Annotated in this window: 11 protein-coding genes and 2 pseudogenes; 10 read left to right on the forward strand and 3 right to left on the reverse strand. The window is 56.5% G+C overall.

Translation table 11 applies throughout. From position 1 onward, the window contains the following. Positions 1 to 2: 2 nt before the first annotated feature. The 4 genes from K3752_RS19170 to K3752_RS19185 are packed head-to-tail and all read left to right on the forward strand — an operon-like array spanning position 3 to position 4241. Positions 3 to 1025, forward strand: a complete 1023-nt coding sequence (locus tag K3752_RS19170) for an FHA domain-containing protein (RefSeq protein WP_260066579.1) — start codon at positions 3 to 5, stop codon at positions 1023 to 1025. A 3-nt stretch (positions 1026 to 1028) separates the two neighbouring features. Beyond that, positions 1029 to 1814, forward strand: a complete 786-nt coding sequence (locus K3752_RS19175; RefSeq protein ID WP_260066580.1) for a PP2C family serine/threonine-protein phosphatase — start codon at positions 1029 to 1031, stop codon at positions 1812 to 1814. A 22-nt stretch (positions 1815 to 1836) separates the two neighbouring features. After that, positions 1837 to 3087, forward strand: a complete 1251-nt coding sequence (locus tag K3752_RS19180; protein WP_170441278.1) for a transporter substrate-binding domain-containing protein — start codon at positions 1837 to 1839, stop codon at positions 3085 to 3087. 44 nt (positions 3088 to 3131) lie between these two features. Continuing rightward, entirely contained in the window at positions 3132 to 4241 is a 1110-nt protein-coding gene (locus K3752_RS19185; protein ID WP_170341645.1) for a transporter substrate-binding domain-containing protein, read from the forward strand. 802 nt (positions 4242 to 5043) lie between these two features. Here K3752_RS19185 and K3752_RS19190 read toward each other — a convergent pair. From K3752_RS19190 to K3752_RS19200, 3 genes are all read right to left on the reverse strand, one after another. Continuing rightward, a complete protein-coding gene (locus K3752_RS19190; protein ID WP_170530480.1) occupies positions 5044 to 6249 on the reverse strand; it encodes a polysaccharide pyruvyl transferase family protein in 1206 nt (401 codons plus the stop codon). Positions 6250 to 6562: 313 nt separating this feature from the next. After that, complete coding sequence (locus tag K3752_RS19195) at positions 6563 to 7414, reverse strand: sulfotransferase (RefSeq protein WP_170422123.1); 852 nt, start codon at positions 7412 to 7414, stop codon at positions 6563 to 6565. A 438-nt stretch (positions 7415 to 7852) separates the two neighbouring features. Next, the gene (locus K3752_RS19200) at positions 7853 to 9028 is read right to left on the reverse strand and encodes a DegT/DnrJ/EryC1/StrS aminotransferase family protein (protein WP_170440005.1); all 1176 of its coding nucleotides are present in this window, start codon (positions 9026 to 9028) and stop codon (positions 7853 to 7855) included. Positions 9029 to 9717: 689 nt separating this feature from the next. On the opposite strand from K3752_RS19200, the gene K3752_RS19205 reads away from it, so the two are divergent. The 6 genes and pseudogenes from K3752_RS19205 to K3752_RS19580 all read left to right on the forward strand — a co-directional run. After that, a complete protein-coding gene (locus tag K3752_RS19205; RefSeq protein ID WP_170442410.1) occupies positions 9718 to 11754 on the forward strand; it encodes an AAA family ATPase in 2037 nt (678 codons plus the stop codon). Continuing rightward, positions 11751 to 13187 carry a polysaccharide lyase family 1 protein gene (locus K3752_RS19210; RefSeq protein ID WP_260066581.1) on the forward strand — a complete coding sequence of 479 codons (1437 nt, stop codon included), beginning with the start codon at positions 11751 to 11753 and terminating at the stop codon, positions 13185 to 13187. Before K3752_RS19205 ends, K3752_RS19210 begins: the two co-directional genes overlap by 4 nt. A gap of 974 nt (positions 13188 to 14161) precedes the next feature. Next, positions 14162 to 14806: pseudogene (locus K3752_RS19570) on the forward strand (polysaccharide biosynthesis protein); the annotation flags it as partial. After that, positions 14799 to 15152 (forward strand): polysaccharide biosynthesis protein, encoded by a 354-nt coding sequence (locus tag K3752_RS19575; RefSeq protein WP_409233632.1) that lies wholly within the window; start codon positions 14799 to 14801, stop codon positions 15150 to 15152. The pseudogene K3752_RS19570 and the gene K3752_RS19575, both read left to right, overlap by 8 nt. Before the next feature lie 88 nt (positions 15153 to 15240). Continuing rightward, a complete protein-coding gene (locus K3752_RS19220; protein ID WP_260066583.1) occupies positions 15241 to 15465 on the forward strand; it encodes a polysaccharide biosynthesis protein in 225 nt (74 codons plus the stop codon). A 402-nt stretch (positions 15466 to 15867) separates the two neighbouring features. After that, positions 15868 to 16670 (forward strand): annotated as a pseudogene (locus K3752_RS19580) (glycosyltransferase); the annotation flags it as partial. Positions 16671 to 16739 lie beyond the last annotated feature (69 nt).

A 16739-nucleotide genomic window follows, 5' to 3' on the forward strand; every position in this document is an offset into this window, starting at 1 on the left:
CCATGTTCAAATACAAAAGCCCACTCAGCCGGCTTCTCGAGGGTGCCGGCAAAACCAAAGAAGCCGAAGGGTCGGAACCCGAAGTCGAAACGACAGACAAGGCCGAGCCGATTGCGGACTTCAATGCACTGCGCCAGGCTCTGGCTGGTGGAAACCTGAGCACGGACAGCTACGAGGAAACCGACGAGCTGATTCCGGAAGAGAAGATGCCCGATTTCGCCGAGACCGAACAGACGGTGGAAGAGGCAACAGAAAGCGAAGAAACAGCCGAAGCCGCGCCTGAAGCGCCGGAAGAAGCCGAACAGGTCGTGACGCTGCACGTTGCGGCAACCGAAGAAGAAGAAGAGACCATCCAGTCGGTCATGGCCGAAACTGCCGAACCCGATCTGGAGGAAGTCCGAGAGGAAGAGGCCTCGGCGCCGACCCCGTTCGAGTTGCCGGAACCCATTGCAATCGAAACTGCCCCGGACGAAGCAGCGGCAGATGCCGAACCTGTGGCCACCGAGCCCGAAGAACCCGAAGCCGCCCCGGAAGCCGCCCCGGAAGCCGCCGAAGCGCCGGCCTCGGATCGTCGGTCGCGCGTCAAGACCACCTTCCTCGGGTTCGAGCGCCCTGACACACATGTGCAGGAACTGATCGAAACAGCCGAGCCGGTGGCCAAGACCGAAACCGCAGGCGCGACATTCCCGGTCGGTTGGCTGGCAGTAACCAGTGGCCCCGGGCGGGGGTCCAGCATCACGCTGACCGAAGGGCTGATGCAGATTGGCCGCAACGATGACCAGGCGATCCAATTGGATTTTGGCGACACCGGGATTTCGCGGTCGAACCACGCCGTCATTGCTTATGACCCCGAAGACCGCAAATGCTATCTGGGCCATGGCGGCAAGGCAAACCTTGTGCGCCTGAACGGCAAACCCGTCCTCAGCACCGTGCCGCTGTCCAGCGGCGACCTGATCCGCATCAGCGAAACATCGCTGCGGTTCGTGGCCTTCTGTGACGAAAACTTCGACTGGCGGGACGCATAACGGATGCTGGCTACTCCGGCATATGACATTGCACTGATCCTGGATCAGGGTCAGCGCGACACGCAGGAAGACGCGGTTGCCTCGCGGGTCTTTGACGCCGCCAACGCTGGTTATGTCGTGGTGGCAGACGGGATGGGCGGTCACGCCGCGGGCGAAGTGGCCTCGGATCTGGTGGTCAAGTCCTGGTGCGAAGTGCTCGACGCAGTTCTGGAGAATCCGGAATTGACCGAGAATACGCTGCTGGATGCGCTGCCCATGGCCGCAATGCAGGCCAACGCGGCCGTAGCAGGATATGGCGACGACCAGCAACAAGGCTTCAACATGGGCTCGACCCTGCTGGGAGTTCTGCTGCTGGGCAACAAAGTGTTCTGGATCTCGATCGGCGACAGCCCTTTGTACCTGTTCCGCGACGGCGTTCTGTCTCAGATCAACGAAGATCATTCGATGGCCCCGGTCATCGACGCACAGGTAACCCGAGGGGAGCTGTCCGAAGCCGAAGCGCAGTCCCATCCCGACCGCAACCAGCTGACCTCGGTCATCATGGGCGCGGCGATCCCCAAGGTAGACTGCCCCGAAGACGCGCTGGAACTGACGACCGATGACCTCCTCATCCTCGGCAGTGACGGGCTGCAATATCTGGGCAACCACGACATCCAGTCCATCCTTCAGGACAACGCTTCGGCCCTCTCCCAGGACATCGCCGACAGCCTCCTCAAGGCACTGATCGCCAAGGGTGATCCGGATCAGGACAACATTTCAATCGCCGTCATCAAAACGGCCCGACAATAACAAAAGCAAAGCAACAGGACCCATGAGAACACACCTGATCATATCCAGCATTGCCCTGGCGTCAGCAACGGGGGCAGCCTCGGCGCAAGAGGCATGCTCGACCTACGAGATCCAGCGCGGCGACAGCCTGCGTGAACTGGCCATCAAGGTCTATGCGACCGAAGACTATCGCATCATCTACGACGCCAACCGCGACACGATCGGGTCCAACCCCAACATCATCCGCGTCGGCGACGTTCTGACCTTCCCCTGCCTCGAGGATGTCGGCCGCGCCGCGCCTGAACCGGAAACCGAGGCCGAGCGCATGGCCGCCGAGATGGCAGCCGAACTGGTCAAGGCCGCGGAAGAACGTGCCGCCAAGGCCATCGCCGAGGCCGAAGCCCGCGTTGCGGAGGCCCAGCAGGCCAGCGACAAGGCCGTCATCGAAGCCAAGGCAGCCGCGAAGAAGGAAATCGAGGCCGCCCGCGCAGAAGGTGCCGCCTTGATTCGCAACGCCGGTGACGGCACCCGCCCCGAGATCCGCGACCGACAGTTGTTGCTGATCACCGGGGGCAACTACGCGCCGTTTACCGACGAAGCCCTGCCCAATCGCGGTCTGTACACGAACCTAGTCGAAACCGCGATGCTGCGGGCGGCACCGGAACAGGCCTACAAGATCCAGTTCGTGAACGACTGGTCGTCGCATCTGGACCTGCTGATGCCCACCCTGGCCTTCGATGCCACGTTCCCTTGGTCGCGCCCAAACTGCGAAGAAGCCGAGGCACTTTCGGAAAGCGACCGGAACCGGTGCGAGACCTACAACTTCTCGAACCCGTTCTATGAAGTGGTCGATACGTTCTTCGCGAAGGATGGCTCAGGCTACGAAACCTCGCTCAGCTACGCGGAATTCGTCGGCACCACGATCTGCCGCCCCGAGGGCTGGTCAACCTCGCATATGGACGCTGTGGGTCTTTACGAGCCTGCGATCACCATCTTGCGCCCCGTCGATCCGGACGAGTGTTTCCACGCAGTCATGGACGGGCGGGCTGACCTGGTCGCCATCGAAGCGCATCTGGCCGTCGAGGCCATCGGTCGGCTGGGCTACGAACACAAGATCATCGAAAACCCCAACCTGGCGGCGATCAAGTCGCTCAACGTCATGACCCACAAGGACAATCCGGATGGGGAAGCGATCCTCGAGACGCTCAATCAGGGTCTGGCGATCATGCAGCAATCGGGCGAATGGCGCGACATCGTCTCGACCGCCCTGCGGTACCAAATGGAAAACGGATAAGGGCCGGCAAGGTCTGACAAAACAAAAGTCTGGAGGAAGTGGACATGTTTGAAATCAATCTGAAGAAACTGGTGGCGGCAGCCACCGCAGTAACCGCCCTCAGCGCCGGCGCCGCCGCCGCTCAGGAGGCCTGTACCAACTATACGGTTCAGGACGGTGACACGATGGCAACCATCGCCATCGCGGCCTACGGCACATCGAACTACCAGCCGATCTTCAACGCAAACCGCAACGTCATCACCAACCCGAACTCGCTTGAGCCGGGCATCGTTCTGGCCCTGCCCTGTGAAGACGGCAGCCTGCCGAATGGCCGCAGCGCGCAGGAAATCATCGCCGCGGAAGAACAGCGCGCTGCAAGCGTGAAACGCTCGAGCGTCTATGAGCCGCCGATCAAACTGGTCACCGGTAACGGCTGGGCGCCCTTCGCAGATGAATCGCTGAATGGCGGTGGCATCATCCCGCGTCTGGCAACCACCTCGTTGCAACGGGGCGGCAACGCCCGCGACTATTCGGTTAGCTTTGTTGACGACTGGAATTCGCACCTGGAAACCCTGCTGCCGCTGGGCGCGTTCGACGTGTCGATGGCATGGAACATGCCGGACTGCACCAACCGCAGCTACGAATGGTCCTGGGAAACCGAGGTGCGCTGCACGCAGTTCGACTCGTCGGTCCCAGTCTATGACATCGTGGTTGGTTTTTACACCCTGCCCGAAAGCCAGTTTGCCAACGCGACCACCTTTGACGAGCTGAAAGGGTCGACCATCTGCCGTATGGACGGTTGGTTCATTCACGATCTGGAACAGCAAGGTCTGATCAATGGCGACACCATCACCTTGATGCAGCCAATCACCGCGCGGGAATGTTTGGATGCCGTGCTGACCGGCACTGCAGATGTTGCAACCTTCGAGGTTCAGCTGTTCTCGGACACCATGGTTGAAATGGGTCTGAACCAGAACGACCTGATCGAGAACCCCTTCGTGACCTCGCTGTCGTCGCTGCGTTTCATCGCGCACCGTTCGAACCCGTTCGGCAAGCAGTACCTGGCCATGCTGAACAAGGGCCTGAACGAAATGCGTGAATCCGGCGAATGGTACGCGATCGTTTCGGACTCGCTGCGCGAGCACAACGACAAACTGATGGCCGCGTCGAACTGATCCCTCGGTTCCGCGAATGACTGGGGCTGGTCGACTGACCGGCCCCTTTTTTATTCTCCGATCAACTGATCCCACCGACCCGCAAGGCCGCCGGGGGGCCAAGACTGTTTTTTGTCAAACATACGTCGGTCGACGGACGACCTCCGGTCGAGGTTGCCTGGCAGATGACCGCCACTGCAAGCCCCCGAATCACTAAGGCACTCACACGCTGCTATTACTATTTAAGCGACGCTCGTGAGTTACGTCAGACGCGGATTCAACCGAAAGCGCTTCAGTTGCGGGCAGAATTACGGGAAAACCCTTATAGTCCCATTTGCTCAATTCAGGTACGGTAATCTCAACACTACATTCGACCGGTGAGGCCATTGGCCGACACGCTCACTCGACAAATGACCAGCATATGGGGTGCTGGTCATTTTGTTTTTTGGATCGATCATCAGCAGAACAGGGTATGCCTAATTTGAGCATTGATAGATCCCATTTTACCCTAGAAAAATTATCCCGCTTCCCGGCGTTTCTTGAAAAAATTCTAGCCGGCTATCTGAGAGAACAACTAGCAGGGAACTCTGCGTTGGAATGCGCGTGACAACCTGAGCCTATCACTATTGAGGTGACCTGACCGTACTAAGCTCTCAACAACCACGAAAGCCTGTGAGATTTCTTGATGGTTACCGGCGTCGGTTTGGACGCGAGCGCAGTGCTTGGCACTCGCCACGCACTCGGTGATATCCGGAATTCTAGGTCGCCGCTGGCTGTGTGTCGTTTTTGTGTGAGTGCCGGCTATTTACCGGGTGTCCTTCTGCTAGGTGGCTGTTGTGTTTTGCGGGGCGATTTCGTTTGCAGCTTCGGCGACAACGGAAGAGGCTTGCAGGTTTTTCAAGCGGTCTTTTATGGTGCGTGACTCGTTTTCGTGGTTCGCCGCCATTTTGTCGATTTGTTCGATGATGCGATCGACGCCTGGGTTTCTTATGTCAAACACGTAGTCTTGCTGTTGGAAGTGCTCGGCCAGGTCTATGTATTTATTGGCCCACCCGAGAATGATTGCGGGCACGCCGCTTCTGTATGCGAACACGACCGAATGGTAGCGTGACGCCACAACGTATTTGAACCTGCTGATGATGTTTATGAGTTCCGGGCTCGAATACTCACCGGCAATCACGCCCACGTTGTCTTTGTTTCTGGTCTTTCCAAGAACTGTTTCAACAAGGTGCGTATCGGCAGTGGAGGTGGTTAGAATGTAGACTTTTTCTCCATTGTCCACCAGTTTGTCGAGCAGCTTTGCGTACAGATTGAAGACTGCTTCGGGGTCACCAATTCTGAAGATGTTCTCATTTATTATGAACCCGACAGAGCCTTTGGTTGGGTAGTTCGTCTCGTCCTCCTGGTAGGATGGGTAGATATCGCTTGCTTTTGGAAAGAATTTTTCTCGAACAACCATGTCCGTTGATAATTCAACGTTGTCCAGACCCAGGGATTTCAGGCAGCCAAACCCCTCTTTCTCGCGGGCATATATTTTCGTGGCATAGGTCAGTTCGTCTTTCATCTCTTTGAGGAAGGCCCCGTTGTCGTCATCGTCCCAATCAAAGGGGCCGAAACTCTGAGGCATCAGGACGATTTTCGTGTTGTACCGTTTGGCGTATCTTATCGTGTCCAGCAGCAACCCGCCGCCTTTCTTTGACCAGCCTGAGCCAAGGGTATACCCGCTCGCATCGAACACAGCATCCGCTTCCCGCAGCGCTTTTTCCATTTCCGGGATCTTGCCCTTCCACTTGTCGGTTTTCTTCATCATGCCGACGAAAGAGGTCAAAAGCGGTTCCAGCAGCGGAACCTTGTTCAGCCGGTATTTGAAAACCAGCCGAGTGTAGTCGTCGTAGGGTAGCAACTTGAAAGTGTATTCTTCGGAGGGGTCGTATTTGTTGGAAAAGCCGACCACCTCGCAATCCTTGTAAATCGACTTCAACCCATAATAAAGCGTGAGAAACATCGCCTGAGAGCCTTTGTTTCTCATCTGAATACCAGTTATTACAAACTTCTTCATATCAATCAGCGGATGACAGCATGTATCCGCCTTTCTCCTTTCTTTTTATTTGGCAAAAAATGCCGATTTTTCCCGATCCCGGTTGGTATGTTTCGAAAATCTGCACCCATTTGAGCGAAAGCGATGATTGTTTGAACCATTCAGGCCACTGCCGCGGTTCAGGTGCCGCGGAAACGGAAAAGCTCCTCAATCGATCATGATGTTCCCGCGCGCTGGTTTGGTCTCCTCTCAGTCAATGTGTGCTTTATGTGGGTACGCGTTCCGCTTCAGTCTCCGAGCGACATCAGGCTGTCATTCCCCCCGGCTCGTCCATCGACCCATACCAATGGCTGAGTGACTGACCGCTAATCTGCTCCAAGGCCTCGATAGACGGGCCGTAATAGTCGTTAAGCCGTTTTCTTAGATCGTCCGTGAGCGGCGGGTACTGGGTTTCGCTTGCAATCCACCCGCGTGCCGTTTCAAAGGTTGCGGTCCCTCTTAGGGGGCGGACTATCGGCTTCATCCACCCAAGGCGCTTTTTCCAATGCGCTGGCACATTGGGAGCGGATTTGTCCTTTGTCTTGCTCCATCCTTCCGGCGCCAAGGGGTGCGGTGGCAAATCAAGATGGGTGCGAACCTGCGACATCTGCCCCTCTGGATCGTCCAACACGCCTTCGAAGAACAGGATGAGAAGCTTCTCGCGTCCGAACAGGTCGATGTAGGTTTGCAGATGTGACGCAAAATGACCGGAGATCAGCAATTTGTTGCCGCCGCCCTGCGAAGGGTCGAGATAGGACTCGATGTCTGGTCCGACCTCACCGCGCTGGAACAACATACAGTAGTTGGAGTAGGCCCGCTCGACGGGGTTGCGCAATTGCGCAATCAGCTTCACATGAGGCATGCGGTCGTGAATATGGGCTGCTGCATCGGGCGCATACAGGTAGGAATTGGACTTTTCGCCAACGGTCTGGCCCACCCCCGCATCTTTGAACTGAGAAAGGTACCATTCGTCACCTCGGCTGTAATTCCGAGAGAAGTAGTGAAGTTCCGGGTCTGGCATGTAGACTTCCGGATCAGATTGCAGCTGTTTTTGAAGCCAGGTGCTCGCCGACTTCCCTGCACCTATGATGATGAAATTTATGTCTTTGAAATGCATTGGCTAAGGGCGTCTCCGGTTGATGCGCTTGAAAATGGACAGTAAACGCCGATTGTAGCGCATAATTGGGATACGGATTTGCGAGTTGTAAGAACTGCTAATCCGCAATCATGGCGGCTATATTCATGAGTCAAGTATAGCGCCGGAATTGAGGCAAACTTAAGCCGCTGGGCAAACAGTGTCGAAGCCTCCAGCGCACTGTTCGTGATGTGGAAACGTGGTCTTTTGGACGTACTGCGGGACCGTGTTCTCGCGCGGCACGCCCCAGAGCAAGAAAGGCCTCGGTCACGATACAGAAAATGATTGTCCTTGCGGATGGCTTGGAGTGTTCCTCGATGGAATTGGCGGTCACGTCGACGATTGCGCGCTTCAATGGTGAATTCCATTTGCATTGCATCCATCACCGGCCCAGGACCCTCCCGCTTGATTGAACCAAATTCAGTGCTTTCCAGAGGCCTCGAGAATTGGGAGGGCGGCTTGAACGAGCGCTCTGATCTCATTTTCAGACCAGGTCGGGTCGACCAGGAAGGCCAGGCTCGTTTCGCCGAGATCGCGGGCGACAGGCAGCCGAGCTTTCGGTCTGATCGACTCGGGAAACACGGCCTCAAGGTAGATCTCCGGGCAGCTTCCAGAAAAAACCGGGAAACCTGCCGCCTGGATCTCAGTCATGATCCGATCGCGGCTCCAGCCTTCAGCCAGTTTTTCTGGTCGAACGTAGGTATAGAAGCGGTACCAGGCATGGGTTAGATTTGGGGCTGGCATCGGCGTACGAAGGACCGGGCAGTCTGAGAATGCTTGCGCGAGAATATGCGCGTTGCGTGCCCGGACCGACTGCCACTCAGGCAGACGACGAAGCTGAATCCGGCCAAGCGCGGCAGATATTCCGGTCATCCGCAGGTTGGTGCCGAGATGCGTGTGCAGCCAGCGGAACCCCGGTGGATGATCCGTGGCGAAGACTCTGTCATAGTCTTTTCCATGGTCCTTGTAGCTCCAGGCGTATTTCCAAAGCTCGGTATTGTTGGTTACGAGGAGACCGCCCTCTCCACCCGTGGTAAGGATCTTGTCCTGGCAAAACGAGAAGGAGCCAAAATCGCCGTATGTGCCTACGGGGTGGCCGTTGATCAAAGCGCCGTGGGCTTGGGCGCAATCTTCGATGACCCACAACTTGTGCTCTGCAGCCAGTTCCATGATTCCAGGCATGTCGCATGGCCATCCGCCCAAATGGACGGGAATGATGCCTTTTGTCCTCGGGGTTATGCAGGCCCGAATTGTTTCGGGGGTGAGGTTTCCGCTGTCAGGGTCGATATCAGCAAAGACGGGTATCGCGCCAAACAGCAGAACGCAGGACGCCGAAGCTACAAAGCTGCGTGGCGTTACGATGACCTCATCGCCAGGGGCCAGTTTGAGCGCGGCAAGAGCCGTGTTGATTGAGACGCTGCCATTCGCGAATGCTACGGCGTGCTTCACATTCAAAGCTTCGGCGTATTCATCTTCGAAAGATCTTACATCTGCCCCGGTCCATGCATTGACCTTTCCGGATCGGAGCAGTTCTGCGACGGCTTCAATTTGAATTTCATCGAAATGCGGCCAGCTTTGTGAGGATGGGGTAGACAATGTGCACTCCGTCAAATGGCGTGGCGATGAGAGCGAAAGCCTCACGGGCGGTTTTGCGAACTGCGGCGCCCCATACCCGTCACCCGTGCGTCAGGGATTATGGACTGAATGCTGCGTGAACTAAAAGAGGGTCTGGCGCGTCCGGTTGGCTTGATTATGCGGCGGATTTTCGATGAAGCAAGCGCTGTGTGTCGATTCATCCGTGCCGCGCGATGGATTTTATCAACGGGCGCGGGCCGGCGAAGGGTTTGTCGCCTTTGCGGATTGGAAAAGGCTGCGAGGTTTTGGCCAGCCACTCACATTTTCGCCTTCGACAACCGGCAAAAGGCGGGGTGTCGAACGCCCATGCGTTCATGAGCCGTGCAGAGGTCCATGAAAAGCTGGAGGATTGACGTTGGCCCGGCAACGAGAAGCGACGCCGTGGCGCAATCGGAAACACCATGTCGATTGCTGTGCATTGTCCTGATGGCGTCACCAGCTTCTCACCGGGACAGGGTAGCAAAAAACCAACTTCCAGTGGTCCAGGTTTGGGCGCCGCACACAACCTGAAGCCTCTCTTCGTGAACGAGTGGCCCGTCGGGCGGCGGTCTGCCAACTCACTCTTTCTGAAATGCACGGCGGTATGCTAGATGTCCTGCAGATGTTTCTGCAGTCAAGGTGGGCGGTCATTTTTTGCTGAGATCTATTTCTTGGCCGGAAAACACTTCATCATCCGCTCTTACATACACGAGTATCCACGCGATCAGGGTATCCAGATTTCGAAGAGGTGTTTTTTGAACGTATCCCCCCAGAGCGACATATCGAAGTCGGAACCCACTTCGCGTGTGGGTCTGCAGGATCTGTGGCATCTTTTTAAACACAATTTTGTCCTGATCTTTTGCTTTGTTGCGGTAGGCATGGCGCTCACTGCAGCCGTCGTTTTTTCCATCAGTGAGCGTTACGTGGCGACCTCGGTCATCGTGTTGGAGACAGGCAATACCGCCTTTGACACGGTCAGCTCCCGCCTGCGCGTCATCGATCCAAGTGTGGCCCAAACCGAGGTCGAGGTGCTGCGGTCGCGCCAGTTCGCCGAATCAATTGCGGAACGCATGGAGCTTTTTGACGATCCTGACTTTGCACCCAGCTTGGGGGATAATGATTTCTTTTTGTCGCGACTGTTTCGCTTTCTTCAACCCGGGGGAAGCGGCAGCACCATCAATGCCGCAACCTCTGGTGAGGCGGTGGTAACGACCGAGGCAAGCGACCCGGCAGAACCGCTCGACGAAAGTGATCTGGAAGCCCTGAGTGAGGCAGACCGCATTGCGCAGTACGAAGCCCTGCAGCGCGAAGCCGTTATCGACAAGCTCCTTGGTATCTATTCGATCAATTACCCAGGCCATGGCTTGGCGATTCGAATAGAGTCCACATACGAAGACCCTGTATTTGCTGCGCGGGTCAGCAATGTTGTCGCAAGGACTTATATCGAGGAAGGGCTCCGCCGACAGCGGTTGGGTATCGACAGCGCTATCAACTTTCTGCGCAAGCGGTCTGTGACTGCCATCGAAAACCTTACAACACGGCAAGCTGAACTTGCGGCTTTGATTCGGTTGAATGCGCTCGATGACAGCAACCGCACCGAAGCGATGCTGGCTGAACTCGAAAGCCTGCGCGCAATCGCCGATCTAGAAGAACAGGGCGAGGGTTCGGATCTTGCGCGGCAGATACAGCAGCGGACTGATGCGCTTCGCCAACGCACCCGGGCTGAATTGGAGCGCGCGCAATTAGAACTCGCATTGCAGATCGATCAGCAGCGCTATCAATCGATCTTCGAGCGCTTGAACGATTATGAGGCGCAACGAGACTCGCTCACGCCCACGGCACGCCAGATCACCGTGGCGCAGCCTCCTCGAAAGCCCTCCGAGCCGCAACGTGTCGCAACACTGGCCGTCGCGTTTGTGGTCTTAAGCTTCTTTGCCTTTATTTATGTTCTGTTCCGCGAACAGATGAACGCGCAAATCTGGACGGTGGGCAGCGCCGAGGAGGCAAGTGGTTTGCCCGTCTTGGCGCAGATACCCCGGTTGCCGCGTTCGGGGGCTGGCGCGCGTGGTCACTTGATCGAGCACCTTTCTGCGGCTCCCTACTCGGCGTTCGGGCAGGCAGCGCGGTCACTTGCTACGTCAGCACTGGCCAGGACGGATACGGATAAAGGCGCTGCCCTGATGGTTCTCAGCGCCCTGCCCAACGAGGGCAAGTCCACCGTTTCCGTTGCCCTTAGCGCCTGTGCTGCCCACGACGGTCTGCGGGTAATTCTGATTGATCTGGATGTCCAGCAACAGAGCGCCAGCGCACTGCTTGGTGTGCCGAATTCCGATCTTGCCCTGCAGGATGCTTTCGACAGTTTCGAAACGTTCAGGAGAGGCATAAGCACCTGCAGTCAATACCCTCAGCTTGACGTGATCAACTTTGGACCAACCTCGCATTTCGGTCTCAAGTTGCGGGCTGATCGAAGCGAGGAAACCCGAATTGAGAACTACCTGCGCAAAACCTATGATCTCATAGTGATCGACACACCGTCGTATCTGGCTACAGAGAACGCCAATCGATTTGCAGAGTTTGCCGATGTTGCCGTTGTTGTTGCTCGTGCGGGGCAAACAAGAGAGCGGGCACTGCGTGCAGCAACTCATGCCATGCGCAGTAAAATGATTCCGCTGGTTGGTGTCGCACTCAACGCCGTAGGCAAGCGATGAGCGATGGGATCACGCCGCGGCTCGGCACCCACGTCACAGTCGCAAACAGTATAAGGGTGAGCGTCGCGATGTACCTAAGACTCCTAACCTGCCTCTTGGCAGTCGGGTTTGCCGGAATTGCCTCTTCCGAACCGATTGCCTTCCCCGGTGCCATTGGCTTTGGTGCCGGGGCAATCGGTTGGCGTGGGGGTGAAATTATTGCCGTTACCACGCTTGAGGATAGAGGAGAGGGCAGTTTACGTGCGTGCGTAGAGCTTGATGTACCTCGCGTTTGTGTCTTTCAAGTCAGTGGCACAATCGAGCTCGACAGTGAACTTAGGGTGGGGTCGAATGTTTATGTTGCCGGGCAGACAGCGCCCGGGGATGGAATTCAGCTGAAGTTGCGCGACAGCATCCGATCACCGCTCGTGATCAAGGGCGCGCATGACGTAGTCATCCGTTTTCTCAAAGTGCGCCCGGGTCCGAGCATTGAGGATAGCCCGGCGGTTGATGGGATCACCATCGAGAACGCAGAGCGGATCTACATTGATCATGTCTCGGTAATGTTTGCGACGGATGAGAACATTAATGTTCATGTGAGCAGCAGCACTGCGGCTGACATCACCATTGCAAACAGCATCTTCGCTTATGGGCTGGAAAAAGCGACCCATCCCAAGGGGGCGCACTCGAAAGGCGCATTGATCTGCTCACACGAAGGTTCGGATAATGCCTGTGGGCGGATTACGTTGACGCGGAACCTATTTGCCCACAATCGGGATCGAAATCCTGATCTCAAGGCGACGGATATTGGTCCGATCGAGGTTATCAACAACGTCTTCTACAATGCTGGGAGCCAGTTCGGCGAGTTTTACAACAACCTCGGAACTACACGCGTGAACTATGTCGGCAACGTTGTTCTGGCAGGCCCGAGTACGCGCAAGGATCGACGCTTTGCTGTTGAGGCGTTCCTGATGGACCCCCAAAACCTGATTGAGATCTTTGCCAAGGACAATATCGCAATGGATTGCAAAACCGCGATACCGTTTGAGGTTCTAGATCCAGTTGCCAAGGATCATCAGGTTGCCACACCAGCCGACCCAATCGCTTCACCTGTCTTCTCCGTAAGTGAAACCATGACCTATGTTCTGGACAGAGCAGGAGATCAGATACCCGGCACGCGCGAAGCCGATGATCTCGACGCGCGGGTGCTCAATCATGTGCGCAATTGTGACGGGCGAATTGTAGACGATCCATTGGCCGACTTGGGCGGATGGCCGGAGATTTCAGCCGACCGGGAGCCTGCAGGCAGCGATGGCAGTGGCCTGGCTGATGCGCGGGACGGGCTCCGCCCTTCGTTTGATCTTTATGATCCTCAAGATGCCTGGGCAAAGCTTCCGGGAGCCGAAACATCCAATCTCGAACACTACCTCGCCAAGCTCGCTGGCGACGCCTAGCTGCAGCAAATGGCTCGATCATAATTTCGCCGTAGTTTTGTGGCCGAATCGGGCGTCCGGCATACCGTCCCCAATCCGTCGTTTTTTCATGGATTCTCCACGGTGGCTCAACAGTTCGGCTATGGCTGCTGTCCGCATTTGCCTAATTTTTAAGCAAGTGTGGGGGCGAAGTGAAAACTGGGTACCGGAAAAGTAGAAGCGCCACATAACATGCGGCCTTAAGTTGTGCTTTTGGAAGGTTAAGGGATTTGGTGTGCTCACGCGCATGAAATCGATTTGAGAAAAATCTACTTAACGTTAAGCTACCTACAAGTTTTTTAGTATGCGCCAAAACTGGCTCCATTTTGGCGTTCTGTTGTTTGTTGTTTTGGGGGTAATTTGTTGTGAAGTTCATTATTGGGCATAGAAATACACCTGCCTCTCAATTCCGCACTTTTGGTTCAGGGGTCCGGGAATTCCTTTTGAGTGTCGCCGGTGAGTTGAAGTCTCACAAGCGTCTGTTTTTCAGCGATATTTTTCTGGTCGCCGCTGCGCTTTCCGCGTCCTACATTCTGCGTAGCGGGCTCCCACTTGATGCGACCCACAGCGAAAGCATCACGGGTCTCGTGCTGACAGGTGTTCTGACGGCAGCCGTCATTTTTCCCCTTTTGGGAATGTATCGGCGCCATCCGGAGACAACGTCTATCCGTGACGCAGTGATCGTGACAACGGCAACGACATTGGTGCTGTTGGCAATAGGCATCCTCCGGTCGCTTGGGTTGGCAGCAGTGAACGTCCCGCCCGAAGTTATGGTCATTGCTCTATTTGTGGCGCTTCCGTTTCTGTGCGGGACGCGCTTGGTCCGGAGGATCAACCAAAACCTGTTGGGAACGCTTCTTGGCGGAGGCAATCATTTGCAGGCGGCAACAGCGGAGCCTGTATTGCTTGTTGGGACCGGGACCGCCTGCGATCTGTTTTTGCGGGCCGTACGTAATATGCCCAATCCGCCTTACCAGCCGATCGGCATCGTTGACGGTGTCGAGAACACAAGAGGTTTGGTTTTTCACGATGTCCCGATCGTTGGTTCGGTTCTGGACGTCGAAGCGGTCAAAGACTGGTTCGCGACGCGCGCGCTGCCCCGCCACATCGTGCTGACAGAAGCCCCCGCACAGTTCAACGAGGACGAAGTGAGGAAGCTTGTGTCATGGGCCGAAAGCCAGGGCATCGGTGTACGTCGCTTGCCGGGGATCTGCGACTTGCACGGGCTCAACGAATCTCGCCCGCTGAGTATTGAAGAAGTCCAGCCGAACGATCTGCTTCAGCGCCCGGCCCACGTCGTTGATCGCAAGCGCCTGGCCCGGCTGGTCACTGGCCGCCGGATCGTCGTGACCGGCGCCGGCGGCAGTATCGGCGGAGAACTTGTGCGTCAGATTGCAGCCAACCATCCCGAGAGCTTGTTGCTCATCGATAACTGCGAGTTCAATCTATATTCGATTGGCCAGGATCTAGACCGTCATTTCTCGTCGGTGGTCAAGAACTGTGAAATTTGCGACGTACGCGACCGTACGCGGGTTGAGAATCTGTTCATGACCTATCGTCCGGATATCGTCTTCCACGCTGCGGCGCTCAAGCATGTGCCCATTGTCGAGGCCAATCCCGGCGAAGGTGGTGCTGACCAATGCGATCGGAACGCGCAATGTCGCGGATGCAGCCCGCCACGCAGGAGCTGCCGCAATGGTGCAGATCTCGACCGACAAGGCAGTCAATGCAACGTCCGGTTATGGGAGCAACCAGAGGGTTGCAGAGTTCTATTGTGGCGCGTTGGATCGGGAGGCGGAGCGCGAGGGAAAAGGCACACGATTTATGACTGTGCGCTTTGGCAATGTGCTCGGTTCCTCAGGATCGCTTATACCCCTTCTGAAAGAGCAGATCGCCAGCGGCGGACCTCTCACCGTAACCGACCCAGAATGGAGCGGTTCTTCATGACGATCCGCGAAGCGGTGGAGCTACTCTTATGGCGTCCGCTCATGGGATCGAGCAAAAAACATCGCGTGGTGCGATCTTTGTTCTCGATATGGGTGAGCCGGTCCGGATCATCGACATAGCAGAGCGGATGATCCGCCTGTCGGGCTTGGAGCCAGGCAAGGATATCGGGATCAAGATCATTGGTATGCGACCAGGCGAGAAGTTGTTCGAAGAACTCTTTGACAAGCTCGAAACCCGCGCACCAAGTGGTCTGGAGGGTGTGATGGTTGCAACCTCGGCAGAGTTTCGCTGGCCGACGCCAAGGTGTGGATGAGCCGGCTAGAGGCCTTTGCGCGTCTGGGTGACTCGTCAATGATCATTGATACACTCCGCCAGATTGTTCCCCGTTACCGCGCCAATGAGGGTAAAGACGCTGAGCGGATTGCTGCATCGGTGGTGTTCGGGGCAGGAGAAGCAGAGCCAGGCGCAGTCAATACACCCGGAGAACCGACCGAGAGGCGCGCGCGTCAATCTCACCAGCATGCTGAAGCCACAGAGTGGCAGATTGCTGGCATTCCCAAGCGCCCTGGAAAAAACAGTGACGCACAGATTGGTCCCGGACTTTGGAAGCACTTAAAACCAGCGGATGGGGTTCCAACGATACAAGCAGTCCAAAGGAAGCGACATGAAGGTTCTCCATTGCATCACGAGCACCGGTTTTGGGGGCGCCCAGATCATGCTTCTGAGGTATCTCCGCGCCCTTGGGCAGCGCGCATATGACCACTCTGTTTTGTCGCTGATGCCCCAGGGCGCAATTGGCCAGGAAATCGCGTCCCTTGGTGTACCGGTGCATGACTTGGGGCTGCAACAGGGCAGGTATTCCGTAAGGGCGTTGAAGACTCTCAGGCAGCATGTCCGGCACACCCGACCGGACCTGATTCATGGGTGGATGTATCACGGAAATCTTGCGGCACGTCTGGCAACCATCGCGTCCACGGCCGCGCCACCTGTACTTTGGGCTGTCCACCACTCGCTGCAGGATATCCACAATGAACGCCGTTCAAGCCGTTTCTTCATACGTAGCGGTGCGGCGCTATCCGGTGGCGTTTCCGGAATATCGTATTGTGCGCAAGTCTCAGCAGCACAGCACGAGGCGATAGGCTTTGCTTCCGATCGATCGATTGTCATCCCAAATGCGATCGACACCGACGAATTCCGCCCCGATGCGGAGGCGCGGGCGCGGTTGGGGGCCATTGCAGGTATTCCTGACGGCCGGATCATCATCGGCAATGTGGGTCGCGACCACCCAATGAAAGACCAGGCCCGGATGGTCGCTGCCATCGCTCGATTGCTTGAGCTGGGTTATGACGTTCAGGGTGTTCTGATCGGGACTGGACAAGACGTGGGCAGCGCGCGTCGCGCCTCTCACGAGCTCGGAATCTCGGATCGCATCAGCACGCTGAGTGAACGGAGCGACATTGCAAAGCTTGTCAGGGGTTTGATATTTTTCTTCTGCCATCCGCATGGGGTGAGGCTTTTCCACTTGCGGTGTGCGAAGCCATGGCTTGTGGTGTGCCATCCGTCGTCACGGATGTGGGTGATACCGGT

Source organism: Ruegeria sp. B32, from assembly GCF_025141855.1.
GTDB lineage: Bacteria > Pseudomonadota > Alphaproteobacteria > Rhodobacterales > Rhodobacteraceae > Ruegeria > Ruegeria arenilitoris.